General features: G+C 62.6%; 20 protein-coding genes. 11 read left to right on the top strand and 9 right to left on the bottom strand.

Going from position 1 to position 17,418, the window contains the following annotated elements:
• Window positions 1-10 precede the first annotated feature (10 nt).
• The 4 genes from SJY08_RS02830 to SJY08_RS02815 all read right to left on the bottom strand — a co-directional run bounded on the left by SJY08_RS02830 (window position 11) and on the right by SJY08_RS02815 (window position 4,175).
• Entirely contained in the window at window positions 11-811 is an 801-nt protein-coding gene (locus SJY08_RS02830; protein ID WP_054148253.1) for an inositol monophosphatase family protein, read from the bottom strand.
• A gap of 139 nt (window positions 812-950) precedes the next feature.
• Window positions 951-2,216, bottom strand: coding sequence for an MgtC/SapB family protein (locus SJY08_RS02825; protein ID WP_377274640.1), 1,266 nt, complete (start codon window positions 2,214-2,216; stop codon window positions 951-953).
• A 112-nt stretch (window positions 2,217-2,328) separates the two neighbouring features.
• The gene (locus SJY08_RS02820; protein ID WP_377274639.1) at window positions 2,329-3,519 is read right to left on the bottom strand and encodes a tetratricopeptide repeat protein; all 1,191 of its coding nucleotides are present in this window, start codon (window positions 3,517-3,519) and stop codon (window positions 2,329-2,331) included.
• An 8-nt stretch (window positions 3,520-3,527) separates the two neighbouring features.
• Window positions 3,528-4,175 (bottom strand): thiamine phosphate synthase, encoded by a 648-nt coding sequence (locus SJY08_RS02815; RefSeq protein WP_054148250.1) that lies wholly within the window; start codon window positions 4,173-4,175, stop codon window positions 3,528-3,530.
• A 104-nt stretch (window positions 4,176-4,279) separates the two neighbouring features.
• On the opposite strand from SJY08_RS02815, the gene SJY08_RS02810 reads away from it, so the two are divergent.
• Together SJY08_RS02810 and SJY08_RS02805 are read left to right on the top strand one after the other, a co-directional pair.
• Complete coding sequence (locus SJY08_RS02810) at window positions 4,280-5,056, top strand: sulfite exporter TauE/SafE family protein (RefSeq protein WP_054148249.1); 777 nt, start codon at window positions 4,280-4,282, stop codon at window positions 5,054-5,056.
• An 84-nt stretch (window positions 5,057-5,140) separates the two neighbouring features.
• The gene (locus SJY08_RS02805; protein ID WP_040300270.1) at window positions 5,141-5,401 is read left to right on the top strand and encodes a helix-turn-helix transcriptional regulator; all 261 of its coding nucleotides are present in this window, start codon (window positions 5,141-5,143) and stop codon (window positions 5,399-5,401) included.
• Window positions 5,402-5,546: 145 nt separating this feature from the next.
• Here the strand turns inward: SJY08_RS02805 and SJY08_RS02800 are convergent, their stop codons facing one another.
• Window positions 5,547-5,723 (bottom strand): YdcH family protein, encoded by a 177-nt coding sequence (locus tag SJY08_RS02800; RefSeq protein ID WP_069043460.1) that lies wholly within the window; start codon window positions 5,721-5,723, stop codon window positions 5,547-5,549.
• A 234-nt stretch (window positions 5,724-5,957) separates the two neighbouring features.
• Here SJY08_RS02800 and SJY08_RS02795 point away from each other — a divergent pair, with 234 nt between their 5' ends.
• From SJY08_RS02795 to SJY08_RS02770, 6 genes are all read left to right on the top strand, one after another.
• Window positions 5,958-6,161 (top strand): YdcH family protein, encoded by a 204-nt coding sequence (locus SJY08_RS02795; protein ID WP_006726870.1) that lies wholly within the window; start codon window positions 5,958-5,960, stop codon window positions 6,159-6,161.
• Window positions 6,162-6,178: 17 nt separating this feature from the next.
• A complete protein-coding gene (purE, locus tag SJY08_RS02790; protein WP_006726871.1) occupies window positions 6,179-6,679 on the top strand; it encodes a 5-(carboxyamino)imidazole ribonucleotide mutase in 501 nt (166 codons plus the stop codon).
• Entirely contained in the window at window positions 6,676-7,740 is a 1,065-nt protein-coding gene (locus SJY08_RS02785; protein WP_377274638.1) for a 5-(carboxyamino)imidazole ribonucleotide synthase, read from the top strand. The genes purE and SJY08_RS02785 overlap by 4 nt, the downstream gene beginning before the upstream one ends.
• A 178-nt stretch (window positions 7,741-7,918) precedes the next feature.
• Window positions 7,919-8,044 carry a type B 50S ribosomal protein L36 gene (gene ykgO / locus SJY08_RS02780; protein ID WP_006726873.1) on the top strand — a complete coding sequence of 42 codons (126 nt, stop codon included), beginning with the start codon at window positions 7,919-7,921 and terminating at the stop codon, window positions 8,042-8,044.
• Between the two features lie 113 nt (window positions 8,045-8,157).
• Window positions 8,158-8,793, top strand: a complete 636-nt coding sequence (locus tag SJY08_RS02775; RefSeq protein WP_377274637.1) for a tetratricopeptide repeat protein — start codon at window positions 8,158-8,160, stop codon at window positions 8,791-8,793.
• Window positions 8,794-8,898: 105 nt separating this feature from the next.
• Window positions 8,899-9,939: an alpha/beta fold hydrolase gene (locus tag SJY08_RS02770; RefSeq protein ID WP_377278456.1), complete on the top strand. Its 1,041-nt coding sequence runs from the start codon at window positions 8,899-8,901 to the stop codon at window positions 9,937-9,939.
• A gap of 57 nt (window positions 9,940-9,996) precedes the next feature.
• Here SJY08_RS02770 and pyk read toward each other — a convergent pair whose 3' ends face one another.
• Together pyk and SJY08_RS02760 are read right to left on the bottom strand one after the other, a co-directional pair.
• Window positions 9,997-11,436, bottom strand: a complete 1,440-nt coding sequence (gene pyk, locus SJY08_RS02765; protein WP_054148245.1) for a pyruvate kinase — start codon at window positions 11,434-11,436, stop codon at window positions 9,997-9,999.
• Complete coding sequence (locus SJY08_RS02760) at window positions 11,436-11,825, bottom strand: DUF1036 domain-containing protein (protein WP_085942941.1); 390 nt, start codon at window positions 11,823-11,825, stop codon at window positions 11,436-11,438. The genes pyk and SJY08_RS02760 overlap by 1 nt, the downstream gene beginning before the upstream one ends.
• A 302-nt stretch (window positions 11,826-12,127) precedes the next feature.
• Here SJY08_RS02760 and SJY08_RS02755 point away from each other — a divergent pair, with 302 nt between their 5' ends.
• From SJY08_RS02755 to SJY08_RS02745, 3 genes are all read left to right on the top strand, one after another.
• On the top strand, window positions 12,128-12,937 hold the full coding sequence (locus SJY08_RS02755; RefSeq protein WP_054148243.1) for an N-formylglutamate amidohydrolase: 810 nt from the start codon (window positions 12,128-12,130) through the stop codon (window positions 12,935-12,937).
• Window positions 12,938-12,948: 11 nt separating this feature from the next.
• Entirely contained in the window at window positions 12,949-13,254 is a 306-nt protein-coding gene (locus SJY08_RS02750; RefSeq protein WP_377274636.1) for a DUF1244 domain-containing protein, read from the top strand.
• 105 nt (window positions 13,255-13,359) lie between these two features.
• Window positions 13,360-13,626 carry a DUF2312 domain-containing protein gene (locus tag SJY08_RS02745; RefSeq protein ID WP_054148241.1) on the top strand — a complete coding sequence of 89 codons (267 nt, stop codon included), beginning with the start codon at window positions 13,360-13,362 and terminating at the stop codon, window positions 13,624-13,626.
• 79 nt (window positions 13,627-13,705) lie between these two features.
• Here SJY08_RS02745 and SJY08_RS02740 read toward each other — a convergent pair whose 3' ends face one another.
• Together SJY08_RS02740 and SJY08_RS02735 are read right to left on the bottom strand one after the other, a co-directional pair.
• On the bottom strand, window positions 13,706-15,550 hold the full coding sequence (locus SJY08_RS02740) for a DUF882 domain-containing protein (protein WP_054148240.1): 1,845 nt from the start codon (window positions 15,548-15,550) through the stop codon (window positions 13,706-13,708).
• 188 nt (window positions 15,551-15,738) lie between these two features.
• The gene (locus tag SJY08_RS02735; protein WP_377274635.1) at window positions 15,739-17,256 is read right to left on the bottom strand and encodes a sigma-54-dependent transcriptional regulator; all 1,518 of its coding nucleotides are present in this window, start codon (window positions 17,254-17,256) and stop codon (window positions 15,739-15,741) included.
• Window positions 17,257-17,418: the final 162 nt, after the last annotated feature.

The raw sequence follows: 17,418 nt of genomic DNA, 5'->3' as shown, positions 1-17,418 counted from the left end.
AAGGCCGAAATCAGGCCTGCGGCACCGGACGGTTCACGACCTCTTCGAGAGCCTTGCGGATATATTCGTTGCCGGCAAGCACCGTGCCGTTCTCGAACATGTCCTGGCCGCCCTTCATGTCGGAGACGAAGCCACCGGCCTCCTTGATCAAGAGAATGCCGGCTGCGATGTCCCAGGCATTGAGCTGCGCTTCCCAGAAGCCGTCGAGACGACCGGCCGCGACATAGGCGAGGTCGAGGGCAGCAGCACCCATGCGGCGAACGCCGGAGACTTCGCCCATGACATGGCGCAGTTCGACGAGGAACTTGCCGTGCTGGCCGCGACCGAGATGCGGCACGCCGCAGCCGACGACGCAATCGGACAACACCTTGCGTGCGCCGACACGGATGCGACGGTCGTTAAGGAAGGCGCCGCCACCCTTTTCCGTCGTGTAGAGTTCATCGGTCGCCGGATTGAAAATGACGCCCGCGACGATCTCGCCATTGCGCTCAAGCGCGATCGACACGGCGAACTGCGGAATGCCGTGCAGGAAGTTGGTGGTGCCGTCGAGCGGGTCGACGATCCAGCGATGCGCGCCGTCGGTGCCCTTGATCTCTTCGCCTTCCTCGCCGAGGAAGCCATAGGTCGGGCGGGACTTGAGCAGCTCTTCACGCACGATCTTCTCGGCGCGGAAATCGGCCTGCGAGACGAAGTCGCCGGGGCCCTTCACCGAGACCTGCAGGTTCTGCACTTCGCCGAAATCGCGCGACAGCGACTTGCCGGCCTTGAGGGCAGACTGGACCATGACATTGAGAAGGGCGGAGCGGGCCATAGATCGAATTCCTTGAAACTGGGAGACGCCGGGAGGCGGCGACGGGCGAGCGCGCGTCGGCGGCGGTGTTTGGCCGGTTCAAGACCACAAATGCCGCCGGAATTCAAGGGGCTTGGCCCTTTCGGCCCATGCATGCGGCTCAGATGTGCCCTGCAGCGAAGGTGACGATCAGGCCGCCGGCGACAGCAACCACCGAGGCGGCTGCAAGCCGCAGCGAAAAACCACGGCTACCCGCGACCGCCCCATAGACCACTTTAGCCGCCATGTTGGCGTTCACGGCGATCCCGACAGCAATGAGCGCCACGTCGATGGGAAGCGCAGGCAGCATCGCCGCAACGGTGACCGTTGCCGCATCGACATCGGCAAGAGCCGTCAGAGCCGAGACCACGTAAAGGCCGCCGTCACCGAAGATCTGGCTTGCCGCACGCGCGATGAAGGCGATGACGGTGATCAGAACAGCCATCTTGATGACCTGCGACAGCTCGAACGGATTACCGGGCAGGTCTGCCTCTGACGCCGTGTCGCCGCGAGCGATCGCCGTCATGGCACCCGCAAGCATTACGCCACCGGCAACGAGCAGGCCGGGCAACAGGCGCCAGCCGAGCGCCGGAGCCAGTGCGAGGAGGAGAAGCGCCGTGCGGAAAAGCGAGATGCTCCCTGCCGCGATCGCACCGGCCGCAGGACCGGCGGCTGCCGTCGTGTTCTGGCTCTGGCGCGCCATGGCGAGCGTCGTTGCCGTCGAAGAGACGAGCCCACCCACGGCACCGGCGACAAGATCACCGCGCCCGCCACCGATCAGCCGGACCGCGACATAGCCGACATAGGAAATGGAGGCGAGCGTGATCACCAGGATGACAAGGCTGCGAGGCGACACCCCGCCGAACGGACCATAGGGATCGGCCGGAATAAGCGGCAAGAGCACCAAGCCCATGGCGAGCAGCACGACCGCCGAGCGCAGTTCGATCCAGGTCAGCCGCCGGATCGCGGCATGCAGGAATTCGCGGCTGGCAAGGATCGTGACCGTGGCAGCGCCCGCCGCAGAGGCAACCGACATATCTCCCGCAACAGCAAGCGCACCGAGGCCAAACGTGGTGATGCCAGCAATGACAGTCGTCGCGCTGAACGAGCCTTCGGCCCGCGCCTCCATCAGGCCAAAGCGCAGGAGAACCACGGAGATGACGATCAGAAAGCTCGCAATGATCAGCCCGGACAGTCCGGACGGCGCCATGCCTTGATCCAGGAGGCCGCTGATCCCACCGGTCATTCCGATCAGCGTGAAGGTCCGGATGCCGGCGATACGTGCACCCTCGGGTTCGTCACGCTCCCGCCAATGCCGCTCGACGCCGACAGCGGCGCCGATGGCGATCGCAAGCCCGAGACGTTGAAAGACATCGATCAGATCCATGCCGCCGCCCTCCCCTTGATACCAAATCTCGATAAGCCACCTTCAGTCGGCTTCCAGACCCTGTGGGTTCCCATCATCGAGACTTGGTATACAGCCGCAGAACGCGGTTGCGTCAGATCCGACGGAAGCGGTTGGCGAGATCGATCGCCTGCTTCTGCTGTTCCTCGTTGAGCCCCAGATAGAAGTCCTCAAGCGCCGGATCCTTGAGACCCGCACGACGCGACAGCACATACCACTTGGCGGCTTCGACCGGATTGGGGCCGGTGCCGAGCGCATTGATATAGAGATGGGCGATCCGGTTCTGGGCAACCACATTGCCACGTGCAGCCGCAATGCTCAGCCAGCGATAACCGGCCTCGTAGTCGCGGGGGCCGTTGTAGCCGTTGACCAGCCAGAGCCCCATGTCGAGCTGAGCCGTGTCGAAACCGGCACGAGCCGCCCGCATCATCCATTCACGAGCGCGCGCCTTCTTTTCCGGCGGCACGTCCTTCAATGCGGAATAGACCTGCGCCAGCGCATATTGCGCGTCGGCAATTCCCTGTTCGGCGGCCTTTTCGTAATAGGGCATGGCGGCGGTCAGGCCGCGCACGCCGGGCGTCCCCGAGACCAGGATCTGCGCCCAGTTGAACTGCGCCGAGGCATTGCCGGCATCGGCCGCGCGCCGCATGAACTCGTCGGCCTTGGCTCGATCCTGCGGGACCTCCCGGCCCTCCATCAGGAGAAGCGCATACTTGAACATGGCGGAAGGATCGCCGCCCTGGGCAGCCTGGCCATACCAGAAGGCAGCCCCTTTCAGATCGCGCTTGACGCCGAGCCCGCGCGACATGATTTCCGCGAGCAGTGTCTGGGCAGCCGGATCGCCGAGCTGGGCGCGCGGCAGCGCCTTGTCGACGGCCGTCAGGAACAGCCCGCGCTGGAATGCGCCATAGGCCTCGTCGGGCTTTCCATCATAGGGTTTTTCCGGCGGCACTTCCGGCAGTGGCGCGCCCATGCGCAGGTAGATGTTGATGCCCTGCAGTTCCTCCGACTTGTCGTCGGCCGTCGGCTTCGCGCCCTTGGTTACCGGAGGCAGGGAATCCCTGTCGCCGCGGTCGAGCGTGTTGGCATCACCCGTGCTGCTGCTGGGCCGTGCCCCGCGTTCGATCTCGCCTGCGTTACCGGGATCGGCCGGCAGGATAGCCGGTGCGTCGCCGATCTCGAGACCATCCTCGCTCTCCTGTCCCATCACCGGACTGGCAAAGGCAAGGCATGCCCCGGCGAGCGCGGCGAGAATCAGGCGATGATGGAACGAGATTGAACGCATGAGGCGGTTCAATCCTCAAACCGTGGCGCTTTTTCGTCAAGCTCGGCATTCACACGGGTCACAATCGCGGCAGCTTGTGCAGGGTCGGCGAAGACGGCCTTGCCGAGCGCCACGAATTCGACGCCGCTCTCGGCAACGACGACCGCCGAGGCTGGATCCGAGCCGCCCATGACGATGGCCGGGATCTCGATCATCGACGACCACCATTCGCCGAGCGCGACATTTTTCGAATGCGCCTCCGGCTTGATGTCCCCGTCGATCTTGCCGAAGAAGATGTAGTCGGGCTGAACCTCACCCATCTCCAGCGCATGGTGCCGGTCCATCGCATTGCCACCACCGACGATCAGCTTCGGCGCATGCTTCTCGACGGCCTCTGCCAGTGCTTCGGCATTGCCGGTGACATGCAATCCATCGGCCTTCACCCGACCGGCGACGCGGCTGTTGTCGACGACGAGCGCAGCGGCACCCGCCTCCTGGATGACCGGAACGAGCATTTCGGCATGCTTCTGGAAGACGGTGTCGTCGAGCCCGTACTGCGGGATGACGACCGATGCGACGTCGCCGCCGCGCAGCGCATTGCGGAGCACCTCGGCGCGTTCGGCGGGATCCGCCATATCGGGAACGATGAGGACCAGGCGGCAGCGATTTTCGATCATGCGCGGTGTTTCCGTGTGCGGGACAGGTCCGTTTCTCAGGATTTCGTCCTCGTTTTCTCTAGACAAATCCGATAGACCGCTCTTCCGAAAGGATCAACCGCGCAATGCTGACAGACCCGAACTTCTATGCCGTCGCCATTCCCGCTGTTGCTCTTGTCGGCCTGTCGAAAGGTGGTCTCGGTGGCGCTTTCGCGCTGATCGGCGTGCCCCTCCTCGCCTTTGCCGTACCGCCGATGCAGGCCGCCGCGATCTTCCTACCGATCCTTCTCGTCATGGATGCCGTCGCACTCTGGGCCTGGCGCCATCATAACAACAAGGCAACGCTCGTGGCCATGCTGCCGGGCGCCGTCATCGGCATCGGGCTCGGCTGGGCGACGTCGACCTATGTCTCGGCAGACGCCATGCGCCTGGTTCTCGGCGGCATCTCGATCGTCTTTTCGCTCAAATATTTCCTCGAAAGCTGGGCGGCCTACAAAGGCCAGGAAACGGTACCCGTCGGACAACGCCCGATCGCCGGCAGCTTCTGGGGCTCCCTGTCGGGTTATGCGAGCTTCGTTGCCCATGCCGGCGGCCCGCCCTTCCAGATCTATGTCCTGCCGCTGAAGCTCGATCCGCTGACCTATACCGGAACCTCGACGCGCTTCTTCGCCATCCTCAATGCGATCAAGGTCATCCCCTATTTTGCGCTCGGAGAGCTGGATGCGACCAATCTCAGCCTGTCGGCGGCCCTGTTGCCCATCGCGCTGGTGTCGACGCTCGCAGGCGCACGCCTCGTGCATTACCTGAAACCGGCGATTTTTTATCCCTTGATGTACGGCATGGTCCTGATCGCCGGCAGCAAGCTGACCTGGGACGGCACCCGGGGGCTTTTCGGCATCTGACGCGCGATTTCGTGTTCGGCCGCAGCTTGCTGCAGCGCACATCGGCGCTTGCCGCGGAAGGGCCTTTGACATAACCTTTCCGACATGACGAACGCAGACCCGTTCATGGCGATCGCAGACCCGAACCGGCGGCATATCCTCGAGGATCTGCGTCGGGGGGAAAAAACCGTGAACGAACTGGCCGCGCAGCTGCCGATCAGCCGCCCTGCGGTCTCGCAACACCTCAAGGCATTGCTCGACAGCGGCCTTGTCGATGTCCGCTCCGAAGGCACGCGGCGGATCTATGTGATCAATCGACCAGGCTTCGACCGCATGAACATGTGGCTCGACCAGTTCTGGTCCTGAAACCCAGAAAACACTCGTCAAGGCAAAACAAAAGCCCCGAAGTCATGTGAACTCCGGGGCTGAAGGTAGTGTCTTGGCTGCTTCATGAATACATCGGGATCGGTCTTTGGGTCCGCCAGATCCCGGCGCAGCCGGAAGGGTGGGATCAGTGGCGTGTGGAGGCCCTCAGGCGTTCCATTTCATCCTTGAGACGCAGTTTCAGGCGCTTCAGTTCGGCAATGTGCCGGTCATCGATGGAGGGGGATGCAAGCGCGTCATGGAGTTTTTCCTCGAGGGCTCCATGCTTCTTCTGCAGCGATTCAAGATGAGCCTGTATGGTCATTTGATGCGTCCTTCCTTATCGCCTACCTCCAGCCCTCATCCGCTGGAGTTTCAGGCTTTGCGAAGATAATGTGACACGAGAAATGCGGTTTGTCGAAGGCGAATTGGCCAAAAACGACCTCGAAAATCGGAGACAAGGATAACTTCCCGTTACCGGTATTTGGTGATAGGAGCTTGCGCGAATCTTCCGGGCATCCTTAAAGGATGGGCCACACGGCGATAATGGGGAACAAGCATGGCCGATCAGGAACAGGCCGACGTCAGGCTCTCGTTGGCACGGCTTCGCCAGGAACATGAAGACTATGATGCGGCGATCAACGCGATGATCACGACTGGCTGTGATGCCCTGCGGATCCAGCGGATGAAGAAGAAGAAATTGTCCATCAAGGACAAGATCACCGCGCTGGAAGACCAGATCATCCCCGACATCATCGCCTGAAGGCATAAGGATACGAGATGACAGCTGAGTGCCCGCCCGTCGCCATCATCATGGGAAGCCAGTCCGACTGGGAAACCATGAAGAATGCCGCAGACACGCTCGACGCACTCGGCGTCTCCTATGAAGCCCGCATCGTTTCGGCACACCGCACGCCCGACCGCATGGTGGCCTTTGCCAAGGGCGCCCGCGACGAGGGCTTCAAGGTGATTGTCGCCGGCGCCGGTGGCGCTGCCCACCTGCCGGGCATGGTCGCCTCGATGACCAACCTGCCCGTCTTCGGCGTGCCCGTTCAGTCGAAAACGATGTCCGGCCTCGACAGCCTCTATTCCATCGTCCAGATGCCCGCCGGCATTCCCGTCGGCACGCTTGCCATTGGCCGCGCTGGAGCCGTCAACGCAGCCCTGCTCGCCGCCCGCGTGCTGGCCGCTTTCGACGAAGAACTGGCCGACCGCCTCGACGAATGGGTCGAACGCCAAACGGCATCGGTCGCTGAATACCCCGTGGACGAGGCCCCATGACCATCCGCACCATCGGCATCATCGGTGGCGGCCAGCTTGGCCGCATGCTGGCCATGTCCGCCGCCCGACTGAATTTCCGCACAGTGATTCTCGAGCCGCAGGCCGACAGCCCCGCTGAGCAGGTGGCCAACCAGCAGATCACGGCCGCCTATGACGATCCGGCAGCACTCGCCGAACTCGCCCGCCTCTGCGACGTCGTTACCTACGAATTTGAAAACGTGCCCGTTTCGGCCGCCGAAACGTTGGCTGCCAGCGTGCCCGTCTATCCGCCGCCAAAGGCTCTCGAAGTTGCCCAGGATCGCGTGACGGAAAAACGTTTCCTCAACGAATCTGGCATCGAGACCGCCCGCTTCCACGCCGTGGACAGCCAGGCCGACCTCGAAGCAGCCCTCGCCGATTTCGGCGGTGAAGGCGTGTTGAAGACCCGCCGCCTCGGATACGACGGCAAGGGACAGAAGGTCTATCGCAAGGGTGACAGCTCAGACGGTGGTTATCAGGCACTCGGCTCGGTCCCGCTGATTCTCGAAAGCTTCGTGCCCTTCGTCCGCGAGATCTCGATCATAGCCGCCCGCGGCACTGATGGCGAAGTCCGCTGCTACGACCCGACCGAGAACGTTCACCGCAACGGCATCCTGCACACCTCGACGCAGCCCGCGGCCATTACCCCACAAACAGCAACCGCCGCCCGCGAGGCCGCGACCAAGCTGCTGGACGCCCTGGGCTATGTCGGCGTCGTCGGCATGGAGTTCTTCGTGCTCGAAGATGGCAGCCTGATCGCCAACGAGATCGCCCCGCGCGTGCACAATTCCGGCCACTGGACGGAGGCTGCCTGCATCGTCTCACAGTTCGAGCAGCACATCCGCGCGGTTGCCTCTCTGCCGCTCGGTGACACCGTTCGCCACTCCGATTGCGTTATGACGAATCTGATCGGCGACGACATCGATTCTGTCCCCGCCTGGCTCGCAAAGCCGAACGTGCTCGTCCATCTCTACGGCAAGACGGAAGCTCGCCCCGGTCGCAAGATGGGCCATGTCACCGAAATCCTGCCGTTTCGCGACTGATTTTCCCGGTTTTTTAGCCTGATGTGTCCCGCATTTTCCGCCGGGCATGTTGACATCAAGGCCTCCCTCGGGCTAATTGCCGCCAACTCTTCAGGGGCGCGCCCAGCGGCGCGCTTTTGATTGTTTGAACACAGTGGGTGAATGACACATTCCCCGACAATCGTTGTGGACCAGAAAAATGAAGATCAAGAACTCGCTGAAAGCGCTTAAGGCCCGTCATCGCGACAACCGTCTGGTTCGCCGCAAGGGCCGCATCTACATCATCAACAAGCAGAACCCGCGCTTCAAGGCTCGCCAGGGCTGATGCCCCGGGATCTTAGGATCCCATGAGCCGGACGGACTGCCCGCTGCATCTGCGGCGTGTTGATATCGGAAATTTGAGTTTGAAAGACGGCGCTGAGGGACTACCTTCCCTTCATGCGCCGTTTTTCTTTGCGACTCGCCCTCACCCTCCCGCTTCTGCCCGCCCTGCTCTTCGCGGGGACCGTCGCCTCACAGGCGCCGGAAGAGCAAGGTGGCACGCAGGCGACTGAGATGCCTGTCGAACAGATCCCACTGAGGCCGCCAGCCAAGCCGAAGACTGTCGATGATCTGCTCGCCGAACTGAAACGAGAGCGCAATCCGCAGGCGGCCCGCCAGATCGCCAATTCCACGATGGCGACCTGGAGCAACTCGTCTAGCCCGACGGTCAACCTCCTGATGCAGTGGTCTGCCAAGGCCGCCGCCGAGAAGCGCAACGCGGCCGCCCTCGACTTCATTGACCAGGCGATCATCCTGAAACCGGATTTCTTCGGCGCGTGGAATCAGCGCGCCACGCTGCATTTCACCATGGGCAACTACAAGAAATCCGTCTCCGACATCGAAAAGGTGCTGGAACTGGAGCCCCGCCACTTCGGCGCCATTGCCGGTCTTGCAGGCATCCTCACCGAACGCGGCAGCAAGGATGCCGCACTGAAGGCGTGGGAACGCTACCTCGAAGTCTTCCCCGCCGACCGCGAGGCTCAGGAGATCGTCGCCAAGCTGTCAGAGGAACTGGCCGGCCAGCGGACGTGAGGTAGCATCAACCTCCCTTGACGAACCGCACCGCCGCACGATCTTGTTGCCATATCGTCCAGCTCGGAAGCTTCGCTCTTGCTCCTCCCCCGTATCGGTTTCGTCTTGCTCGTCATCGTCCTCATCCTCATCGCCGTGCTGGCGGCGCTCGCCATCGCCACGCAACTTCGTGCCCGCGCCATTGAGGCGAAGACGCCGAATATCGGCGAGCTCACCGATGTCGGCGGTTTTCGTTTGAACGCTCTGCATATCACCGCAGACGCCGATGCCGACCTGCCGCCGATCGTGTTCATCCATGGCGCCTCCGGCAACCTCAGGGATCAAGCGGGCGCCTTCCTGGAGCCCTTGCGCGGTCGCGCCGAGCTTTTATTCGTCGATCGCCCGGGACACGGTTATTCGGAGCGCGGCGGGCCGGAGAACGACACGCCGGACGGACAGGCCAACGCCATCGCGCGACTGATGGAGAAAAAGGGCATCGAGCGGGCGATCATCGTCGGCCACTCCTTCGGCGGCGCGATCACCGCGAGTTTCGGCGTTCTGCATCCCGACAAGGTCGAAGGCCTTGTCTTCCTGGCAGCGGCCACGCATCCCTGGCCGGGCGGCGTCGATTGGTATTACCACCTCGCCTCTGCGCCCGTGATCGGACCGATCTTCTGCCACACGCTGGCTTTGCATGCGGGCATGATGCGTATCGAGCCGGCGACGGATCATGTCTTCGCACCCAATCCACGCCCTGACACCTATCTCGAAGATACCGGCCCGGCCCTCGTCTTGCGCCCCTCAACCTTCCAATCCAACGCAAAGGATGTCGCCGGCCTCCATGCCTATGTGAGCACCTTCGCCCCGCGCTACCGCGAGATCGCCAAGCCGACGGTAGTGATCACCGGCGACGCTGACGAAATCGTACTGGAGGAGATCCATTCGAAGGGCCTCGCTCGCGACATCTCGGGCTCTGAACTGGTCTGGATCGAAGGCCTCGGCCACAAGCCGGATTACATCGTGACCGATATCGCGATCGCTGCCCTGGAAAAGATCGCAGGCGAAACACGCGATCTGCAAGCCATGGCGCGCGCAGCGGAGCCGAGGCTCGCCGCGACACGCGTGGTACCGACGGGAGCCGCCCCTTCCCTTCAGGCTGGCCAGTAGCCGCCATGAAAAAAGCCGCCCGAAGGCGGCTTTTCCAGATCAAGGATGCGGTCGAGTTCAGACGCCCGACTGACCGTCCGAACCGATATAGGCGATGCGCAGCATGTTGGTCGAACCAGGTGTGCCAAGCGGCACGCCGGCCGACATGATGATGCGGTCACCCGGCTTGCCGAAACCTTCTTCCACGACGATGCGGCAGGCGCGGTTGACCATGTCGTCGAGATCCGTCGGCTCGGAAGAGACAACGCAGTGCAGGCCCCAGACGACCGACAGGCGACGCGCGGTCTGGATCACCGGCGAAAGCGCGATGATTGGCACTTCGGGACGCTCGCGCGAGGCGCGCAGACCGGTATTGCCCGATGAGGTGTAGCAGACGATCGCCTGCAGACGCAGCGTCTCGGCGATCTGGCGGGCAGCCAGCGAGATGGCATCGGCGCCGGTCGCTTCCGGCTGGGCGCGCTGGGCATAGATGATGCCCGGATAGTGAGGCTCGCGCTCGACCGTGTGGGCGATGGAAGCCATGGTGGCGACGGCCTCGACCGGATACTGGCCGGAAGCCGACTCGGCCGAAAGCATGATGGCGTCGGCGCCTTCGAAGACGGCGGTCGCGACGTCAGAGACTTCAGCGCGGGTTGGAACCGGTGCCGTGATCATCGATTCCAGCATCTGGGTGGCCACGACGACCGGCTTGCCTTCGCGACGGCAGGCGCGGATCAGCTGCTTCTGGATGCCGGGTACGCGCTCGAGCGGCATTTCAACGCCAAGGTCACCACGGGCGACCATCAGAGCGTCGGAGAGCGCAATGATCTCGTCGATCCGCTCGATGGCCTGCGGCTTTTCGATCTTCGACATCAGGCCAACACGCCCCTTGGCGATCTTGCGGACTTCCGCCAGATCTTCCGGGCGCTGAATGAAGGAAAGTGCCACCCAGTCGACATCATTGGTGGCGAGCACGGCATCCAGGTCGGCGCGGTCCTTGTCGGTGAGCACACCGGTGGCGAGAATGGTGTCGGGCAGGCTGACACCCTTGCGGTCAGAGATCTTCGTGCCCGAAACGACTTCCGTGACGATCGTCTTGCCGTCGCATTTGACAGCCTTCAGGTGCAGCTTGCCGTCATCGATGAGCAGACGGTCACCAACTTTGACCGATTCGAGAATTTCCGGATGCGGCAGGTAGACGCGGCTTGCATCACCGGGCGCTTCGTTGCTGTCCAGCGTGAAGGTCTGGCCGGGCTTCAGCTCGACGGTCGTTTCGGCAAACTTGCCCACCCGCAGTTTCGGACCCTGCAGGTCGGCGAGGATACCGATCGGGCGACCACAGGCAGCCTCGACGCTACGAATGCGCTGAATGAGCGTCCGCAGCATCTCATGGCTTGAATGGCTCATGTTGATGCGGAAAAGATCGGCCCCTGCTTCGTGCAGCTTCCGGATCATCGCTTCATCGGAAGAGGCGGGACCAAGCGTGGCGAGGATCTTTACTTTGCGGTTTCGCTTCATCAGTTCTGGCTTTCCTGGGTGCCCGACGTATCGGACAGCTGGACCATCCAGCTCCCCTGCCTGCCGGTGTCGTATTCCTTGAATCCCATCTGCTGATAGCCGCGTGCGAAGCAGTCCTTCACACCAACGATCTTGAACTCGTTTTCGGCGACACACATGTTGATGTCACCAGTCCAGCGACCACCGCGAGCGGCATCCTCAGCGTAGAGATAATAATAGCGCGACTGGAGCTCGCCCTCGATGAGCGTGGCACAGGTGCCGGCAGGGACCTGCCACCAACCTTCCGTGATCCAGCCCTCTTCAGCCCGGTAGCCGACCGCGACCCCGACCAGGTTCTGCGTGCCGTTGCAGACACGAAACTCGGCATGGGCGGCAGAGGCTGCCAGCATGGGCGAAAACAGCGCACCCGCGATCAGGAGGGGCTTCAGAAAACGTGCCGCAGCACGGTCGAAAGTCTGTCTGATCGGTTGATGCACGATTGCCGCCGGAACTCCAAAAATGCGCATGGGATGCCTTCTTGCGATGCTGACCAGAGAATGTCAACGCAACTCTAATCGATTATATTTTCTGCCTTTGGCCAAGCTCAGAACCTATATGTTCGATCTTGGCACAAACGTGACAGCCATGAAAGCTTGCGCTCCCCCATTCCCCATGCGATCAAGCACTTGTACCAGACGATGGCTTCAAACTGATGAATGTTTCCCCCGCTTTTGAGATTCTGGATGGCCGTTTTGACGCCGGCCTGGTGCTTCTCGCCGACCACGCGACGAATATCGTGCCCGAGCCCTACGAAAAGCTTGGCCTGCCCGACAGCGCCTTCGGCCGTCACATTGCCTATGACATCGGGATCGAGCCGCTGACCCGGCAGCTGGCCGCCCGTCTTGGCGTCCCCGCCGTCATGTCGCGCTTCTCCCGCCTGCTGATCGATCCGAATCGCGGCGAGGATGATCCGACCATCATCATGCGCATCTCCGACGGCGCCATTGTGCCTGGCAATCATCCGATCACCGCAGACGAATGGCAGCACCGCATCGAGACCTATCATCGGCCCTACCACCGTGCGGTCTCCGATGTGATCGCCAAGGTCGCGGACGCCTCGGGCAAGGCGCCGCTCGTTCTCTCCCTGCACTCCTATACACCCGCCTGGAAGGGCGTGCCCCGCCCCTGGCACGCCGCCGTTCTCTGGGACACCGACGCCCGCGCCGTCCGCCCGCTGATCGAGGGTCTGCAGGCATCGGGTGACATCCTCGTCGGCGACAACGAGCCCTATGACGGCGCCTTGAAGGGCGACACCATGTATCGTCATTGCATGATCACGGGCATTCCGCATGCGCTTCTCGAAGTGCGTCAGGATCTGATCGCCGACGAGGCCGGCGTCACCGCCTGGGCCGATCGCCTCGCGCCGATCTTCGAACGCCTCAATGCCGACCCGAAGCTGCACGAATATGAAATCCATGCCTCGCGCACCGGCCCCTACCCCGCTCAACCCATCGCGCCCTGAAGGAGGACAGCATGACGCTCCCGACCAAGGACCAGCAGACCGAACTCGAAGCGGCCGCCTTTCGCCGGCTCGTTTCCCATCTGCGCAATCGGCCTGACGTCCAGAACATCGACCTGATGAACCTCGCCGGCTTCTGCAGAAACTGTCTGTCGAACTGGTATCTCGACGCCGCCAAGGAAAGCGGTATCGACCTCACCAAGGACGAAAGCCGCGAGATCGTTTACGGCATGCCCTATGACGCGTGGAAGTCGCTCAATCAGCGCGAGGCAAGCGCCGAGAAACAGCAAGCCTTCGAAGAGAACCGCCCGAAGGAATGACGCGTCCCTCAAGCTTTGGGACTTGACGCGGACGCTGCTTCGCGGCACGTGGACGCCACGAAAACCATCCCGAGAATGCCATCCCCGCAATGAAGGAGATTGCCCATGTCTGATGCCGCTCACGGCGTCGCCCGCGACCAGCTCCGTGCCTTTGTCGAACGCATCGAGCGCCTGGAAGAAGAAAAGAAGACCATCGCCGACGACATCAAGGATGTCTACGGCGAAGCCAAGTCCATGGGCTTCGACACGAAGATCCTCAAGAAGGTCATCGCGCTTCGCAAGAAGGACGACCAGGAGCGCATGGAAGAGGATCTGATCCTCGACACCTACCTGCACGCGCTCGGCATGATCGAGAGCCCGCCGGAAGGCTGAGGCACCCTCGCTGCGACCAACAAAAAACCCGCCGATCCGGCGGGTTTCTTTTTGTCTGCGCTGCGGAAAAAGCCTGAGATCAGGGAGCGCCAAAGCGGCTCGGATCGACCGTGGTCGCATCGAGGCGGAACCCATCCGGAACGGCAGTCGCAGGAGCCACGAGCGAACGGGACACGACGCGCGGGGCCTTCACCGGCTTGGCGACGGATTCAAACTTGCCCTGGTTCAGCGCCCACTGCTCGATCATGTTCTTGGTCAGCTGGGTGCCGCCATACATGGCCATGTGCGCGCGCTCCGCATCTTCCTGTCCCGGACGACCGCCCTTCTTCGGCAGCGCCGCATCGGCATCCGCCACGGGTTCGGACGGCGCATCGAACATGTCGCCAAATTGCGTGGTCGACTCCACCACGGTTTCCGGCTGTGGCGGGATTGCGGCCACCTCGACAGGCTTTGCAGCCGGTGCCGGTGCGGCACGAAGTTCAGCCTGGGCAGGCGGGCTCGCCGGGATCGGTGCGGCCATTTCCGGCATGGTGCTATCTTCAAGGGCGGCAGCGGCCTCAGGCGACAGGATCGCCTGCTCGACTTCGTCGACTTCCGCTTCGGCTTCCGCCTGGGCGGAGGCGAGCAGTGCTTCGGCGACCTGCGGACGGGCTGCCGGAACCGGCACGGCCATTCCCTCGGCCAGAAGCATGGCTTCCGAGCTCGGATCGATCGATGCCGTCATCACCCCTTCCTCGGGACCAGCACCAGGACGCGTATTCAAAAGCGTCGGTACAGGCACGTTCACCGAGGCGAGATCAGGAAATTCATCAGACGGCGCGCTGGCCGGCGTGGGCACGCCACTTGCGACCTGCTGCAGCGCGTCCTCGGCGGCATTGCGCGGCGGCTGATAGAGCGCAACGGCAAGACTGTTGTCAGCCGGGCGAAGCGAAGGGCGGGCCTGCGGGACAGGCGCATCGGCCGCATCGACGCCCGGGAGCGCATTGGCGACCATGACCGGGTCTTGTGCCGCGCCGACCGGCTGCTGGCGCGGCGCAGCGGGTACCGGCTGCGGCTGGGCCGTTGCCGGGCGAGCGGCAGGTTCCGGCACATCCTCGACCTCATCCTCATCGCCACCGCCAAACAGCATGGCGAGGAAGTTGCGCGGACGCGCGGAGGACTTTTCCTCGGCGATCATCACTGTGTTGCCGGATGCGACACGGCGCTTGTATTCGGCGAGCGCCTGCTGGTAGCCGGGCAGCGGCTTGCCGTCGGAAGGAATGTGGACGGTCTTGCCGTCGGGGAAGAGACGGACGAGATCCTGGCGGTTCATGCGCGGCCAGGCACGCACACCGGCCACGTCCATGTGGACGAAAGGCGAGCCGGAATTCGGATAATAGCCAACACCACCGGCCTGCATCTTCACGCCGATTTCGCGCAGCGTCTTCAGCGGCACACCGGGAATGTAGAAGTCCATCGCGGTGCCGCGCATGTGCTGGCTTTCCTTCGCGACACCCTTGGAGCGCGAACGCAGCATGTTGTTTGTAGCAGGCGAACGATAGGCCGAGACGACCTTGATGTAACCCTTGGCACGCGACTGGCGATAAACTTCCCAGACGAGATCGAAGAGGCGCGGGTCCATCTTCGTCGGCTCGTTGCGGCGCCAGTCACGAAGAATATAATTGAGCTGTTTCAGCCCCTTGGGGTCATAGCGCCCGTTGCGCTTGAAGGTAATCGAAGCGCGTTCGCCGGTATGCACGAACTCGATGTTGAGGGTGCGGCTCTCGGCGCGCGCTGTGGCGGCATTGCCAAGCAAGAAGCAGAAACTCATCAGAACGGCGGCAAACAGCGGAGACAACAGCCGGTTTACCGACTGTGCAGACGCAAGCCGGATTTTGCGCTCGTTTCGTCTAGAGAGCGCGCTGATGTCCTGCGATGCCTGCAATGCAATCCCCGTCCGAAAGACTACGTCCCACGCCAACCGAATTGAACGTCAAATGCGGTCATACCATGGCAAATTTGCCACATCCGCACAAGCTATCCCTTTATGGTGAACGCTTGCCTAACAAATGCTTAGCCCTTGGGTAAGCGATTAAGCTTACCCCAGAGTTAACATCGAACGGTTGAGGTAAATCAAGCGGCATCCTTCTGCGGATCGTCGGGATCGATTCCGTAATCCTTGAGCTTGCGGTAGAGCGTGGACCGGCCGATGCCGAGCTTCCGGGCGACCTGACTCATCTGGCCGCGATAGAACTTCAGCGCGAAGCGGATCAGTTCCTCCTCGATCTCCGCCAGCTTGCGCACATTGCCGGCCTCGTCGGTGCTGACGATGACATTGCCGGAGGCCGATCCCTGAAAACCTGTGGATGGAGCCGACTGGCCGCCGCTGAAGCTCGCTGCACGCTCGGCAAGAGCGGCCTGAACCTTGGCGATCGGGCTCGGCTCATAAACGACGGCCTGCGCCTCGCTACCGACAGTCGCGCTTCGATGACTGGTGACCTGCGCTGCGATCTGCGGAAAGTCACTTTCCTTGAGACTGGCGCCCTCGGCCAGAACAACGGCGCGGAAGATCGCGTTCTCAAGCTGGCGCGTGTTGCCGGGCCAGTCGAAGGAGGTCAGCAAGGCGAGTGCGGAAGATTCGACCGGCAGGGTCCGCGGCAGGCGCTGCTCGAGCGAAAAGCGCTCGACGAAGGCCCTGATGAGATGCGGAATGTCCTCCTTGCGGCGGCGGAGCGCGGCAATGGTGATCGGAAAGACGTTGACCCGGTAGTAGAGATCCTCGCGGAAACGTCCGGCCTTCACTTCCTCGATCAGATCCTTGTTGGTCGCCAGAACCAGCCGCACATTGGCCTTCAAAGGCTTGGCATGTCCGCTGCGATGAACTTCGCCGGACTGCACGATCTCAAGCAAGCGCATCTGGCCAACGGGCGGCAACTCGCTGATTTCTTCGATGAAAAGCGTGCCACCTTCAGCCTCGGCAACCTTGCCCATCTGGGCTTCGCTGCCGAACAGCACATCTTCGATCTGTCCAGGCGTGATGGCATTGCAGTTGACCGAAACAAACGGACGGGACGACCGATCGCTGGCGGCATGGATGGCGCGCGCCACGAGTTCCTTGCCGACGCCGGCTTCCCCTTCGAGCATCACGGGGATCATCGACTGCGCTGCCCGACGACCGAGTTCCACGACGCGCGACATGGCCGCACTCGCGGCAACGACGTCAGAGAAGCTGACCGAACCGCTCCGAGCCCGGCGCGGCGCGCGGCCCTGCAGGCTGGTACGATGGATCTTCAGTGCCGACTCGATGGCGCCGATCAGCCGTTCCTGGGCGATCGGCTTGACGAGGAAGTCAAAGGCGCCCGCACGCACGGCGTTGAGCGCGGTTTCGGTCGCGCCTTCCGTGGTACAGACGATGACCGGTACGCTCGGATTGATCTCGGCGAGCATGGGAATGACGCTGGGGTTTGGGCCGTCTGCGGATGTTACGTCGAGCACCACAACACCGATTTGCTCGGATTGGCGGCGGAAGAGTTCGAGGCCCGCAGGCGCGGTGTCGGCGATATGAACGGCATGGCCGTGCGCTTCTATCGCAGCCTTCATGCTGCGGCGCTCGGCGGCATCTTCATCGATGAGTAGAATTTGTGCGGTCAACTTGCGCTCCCCGAGGCTGTTTCGGCGCGTTCGCGCTCCTGGGTTATCGCGAGGGAGACTGGCAGAAAGGCCTGAAGATGTTCTTGGGAGAAAACCTAGCATTTTAACGGTCCTTAACCGTTTCTGGCACAATCCACAGAGGCGCTGCGGCAATCGGCTCGC

Source organism: Rhizobium sp. R86522, assembly GCF_042466255.1.
Taxonomy (GTDB): domain Bacteria; phylum Pseudomonadota; class Alphaproteobacteria; order Rhizobiales; family Rhizobiaceae; genus Allorhizobium.
The sequence above is the reverse complement of the archived record's forward strand: the minus strand, read 5'-3'. Positions and strand labels throughout refer to the sequence as shown.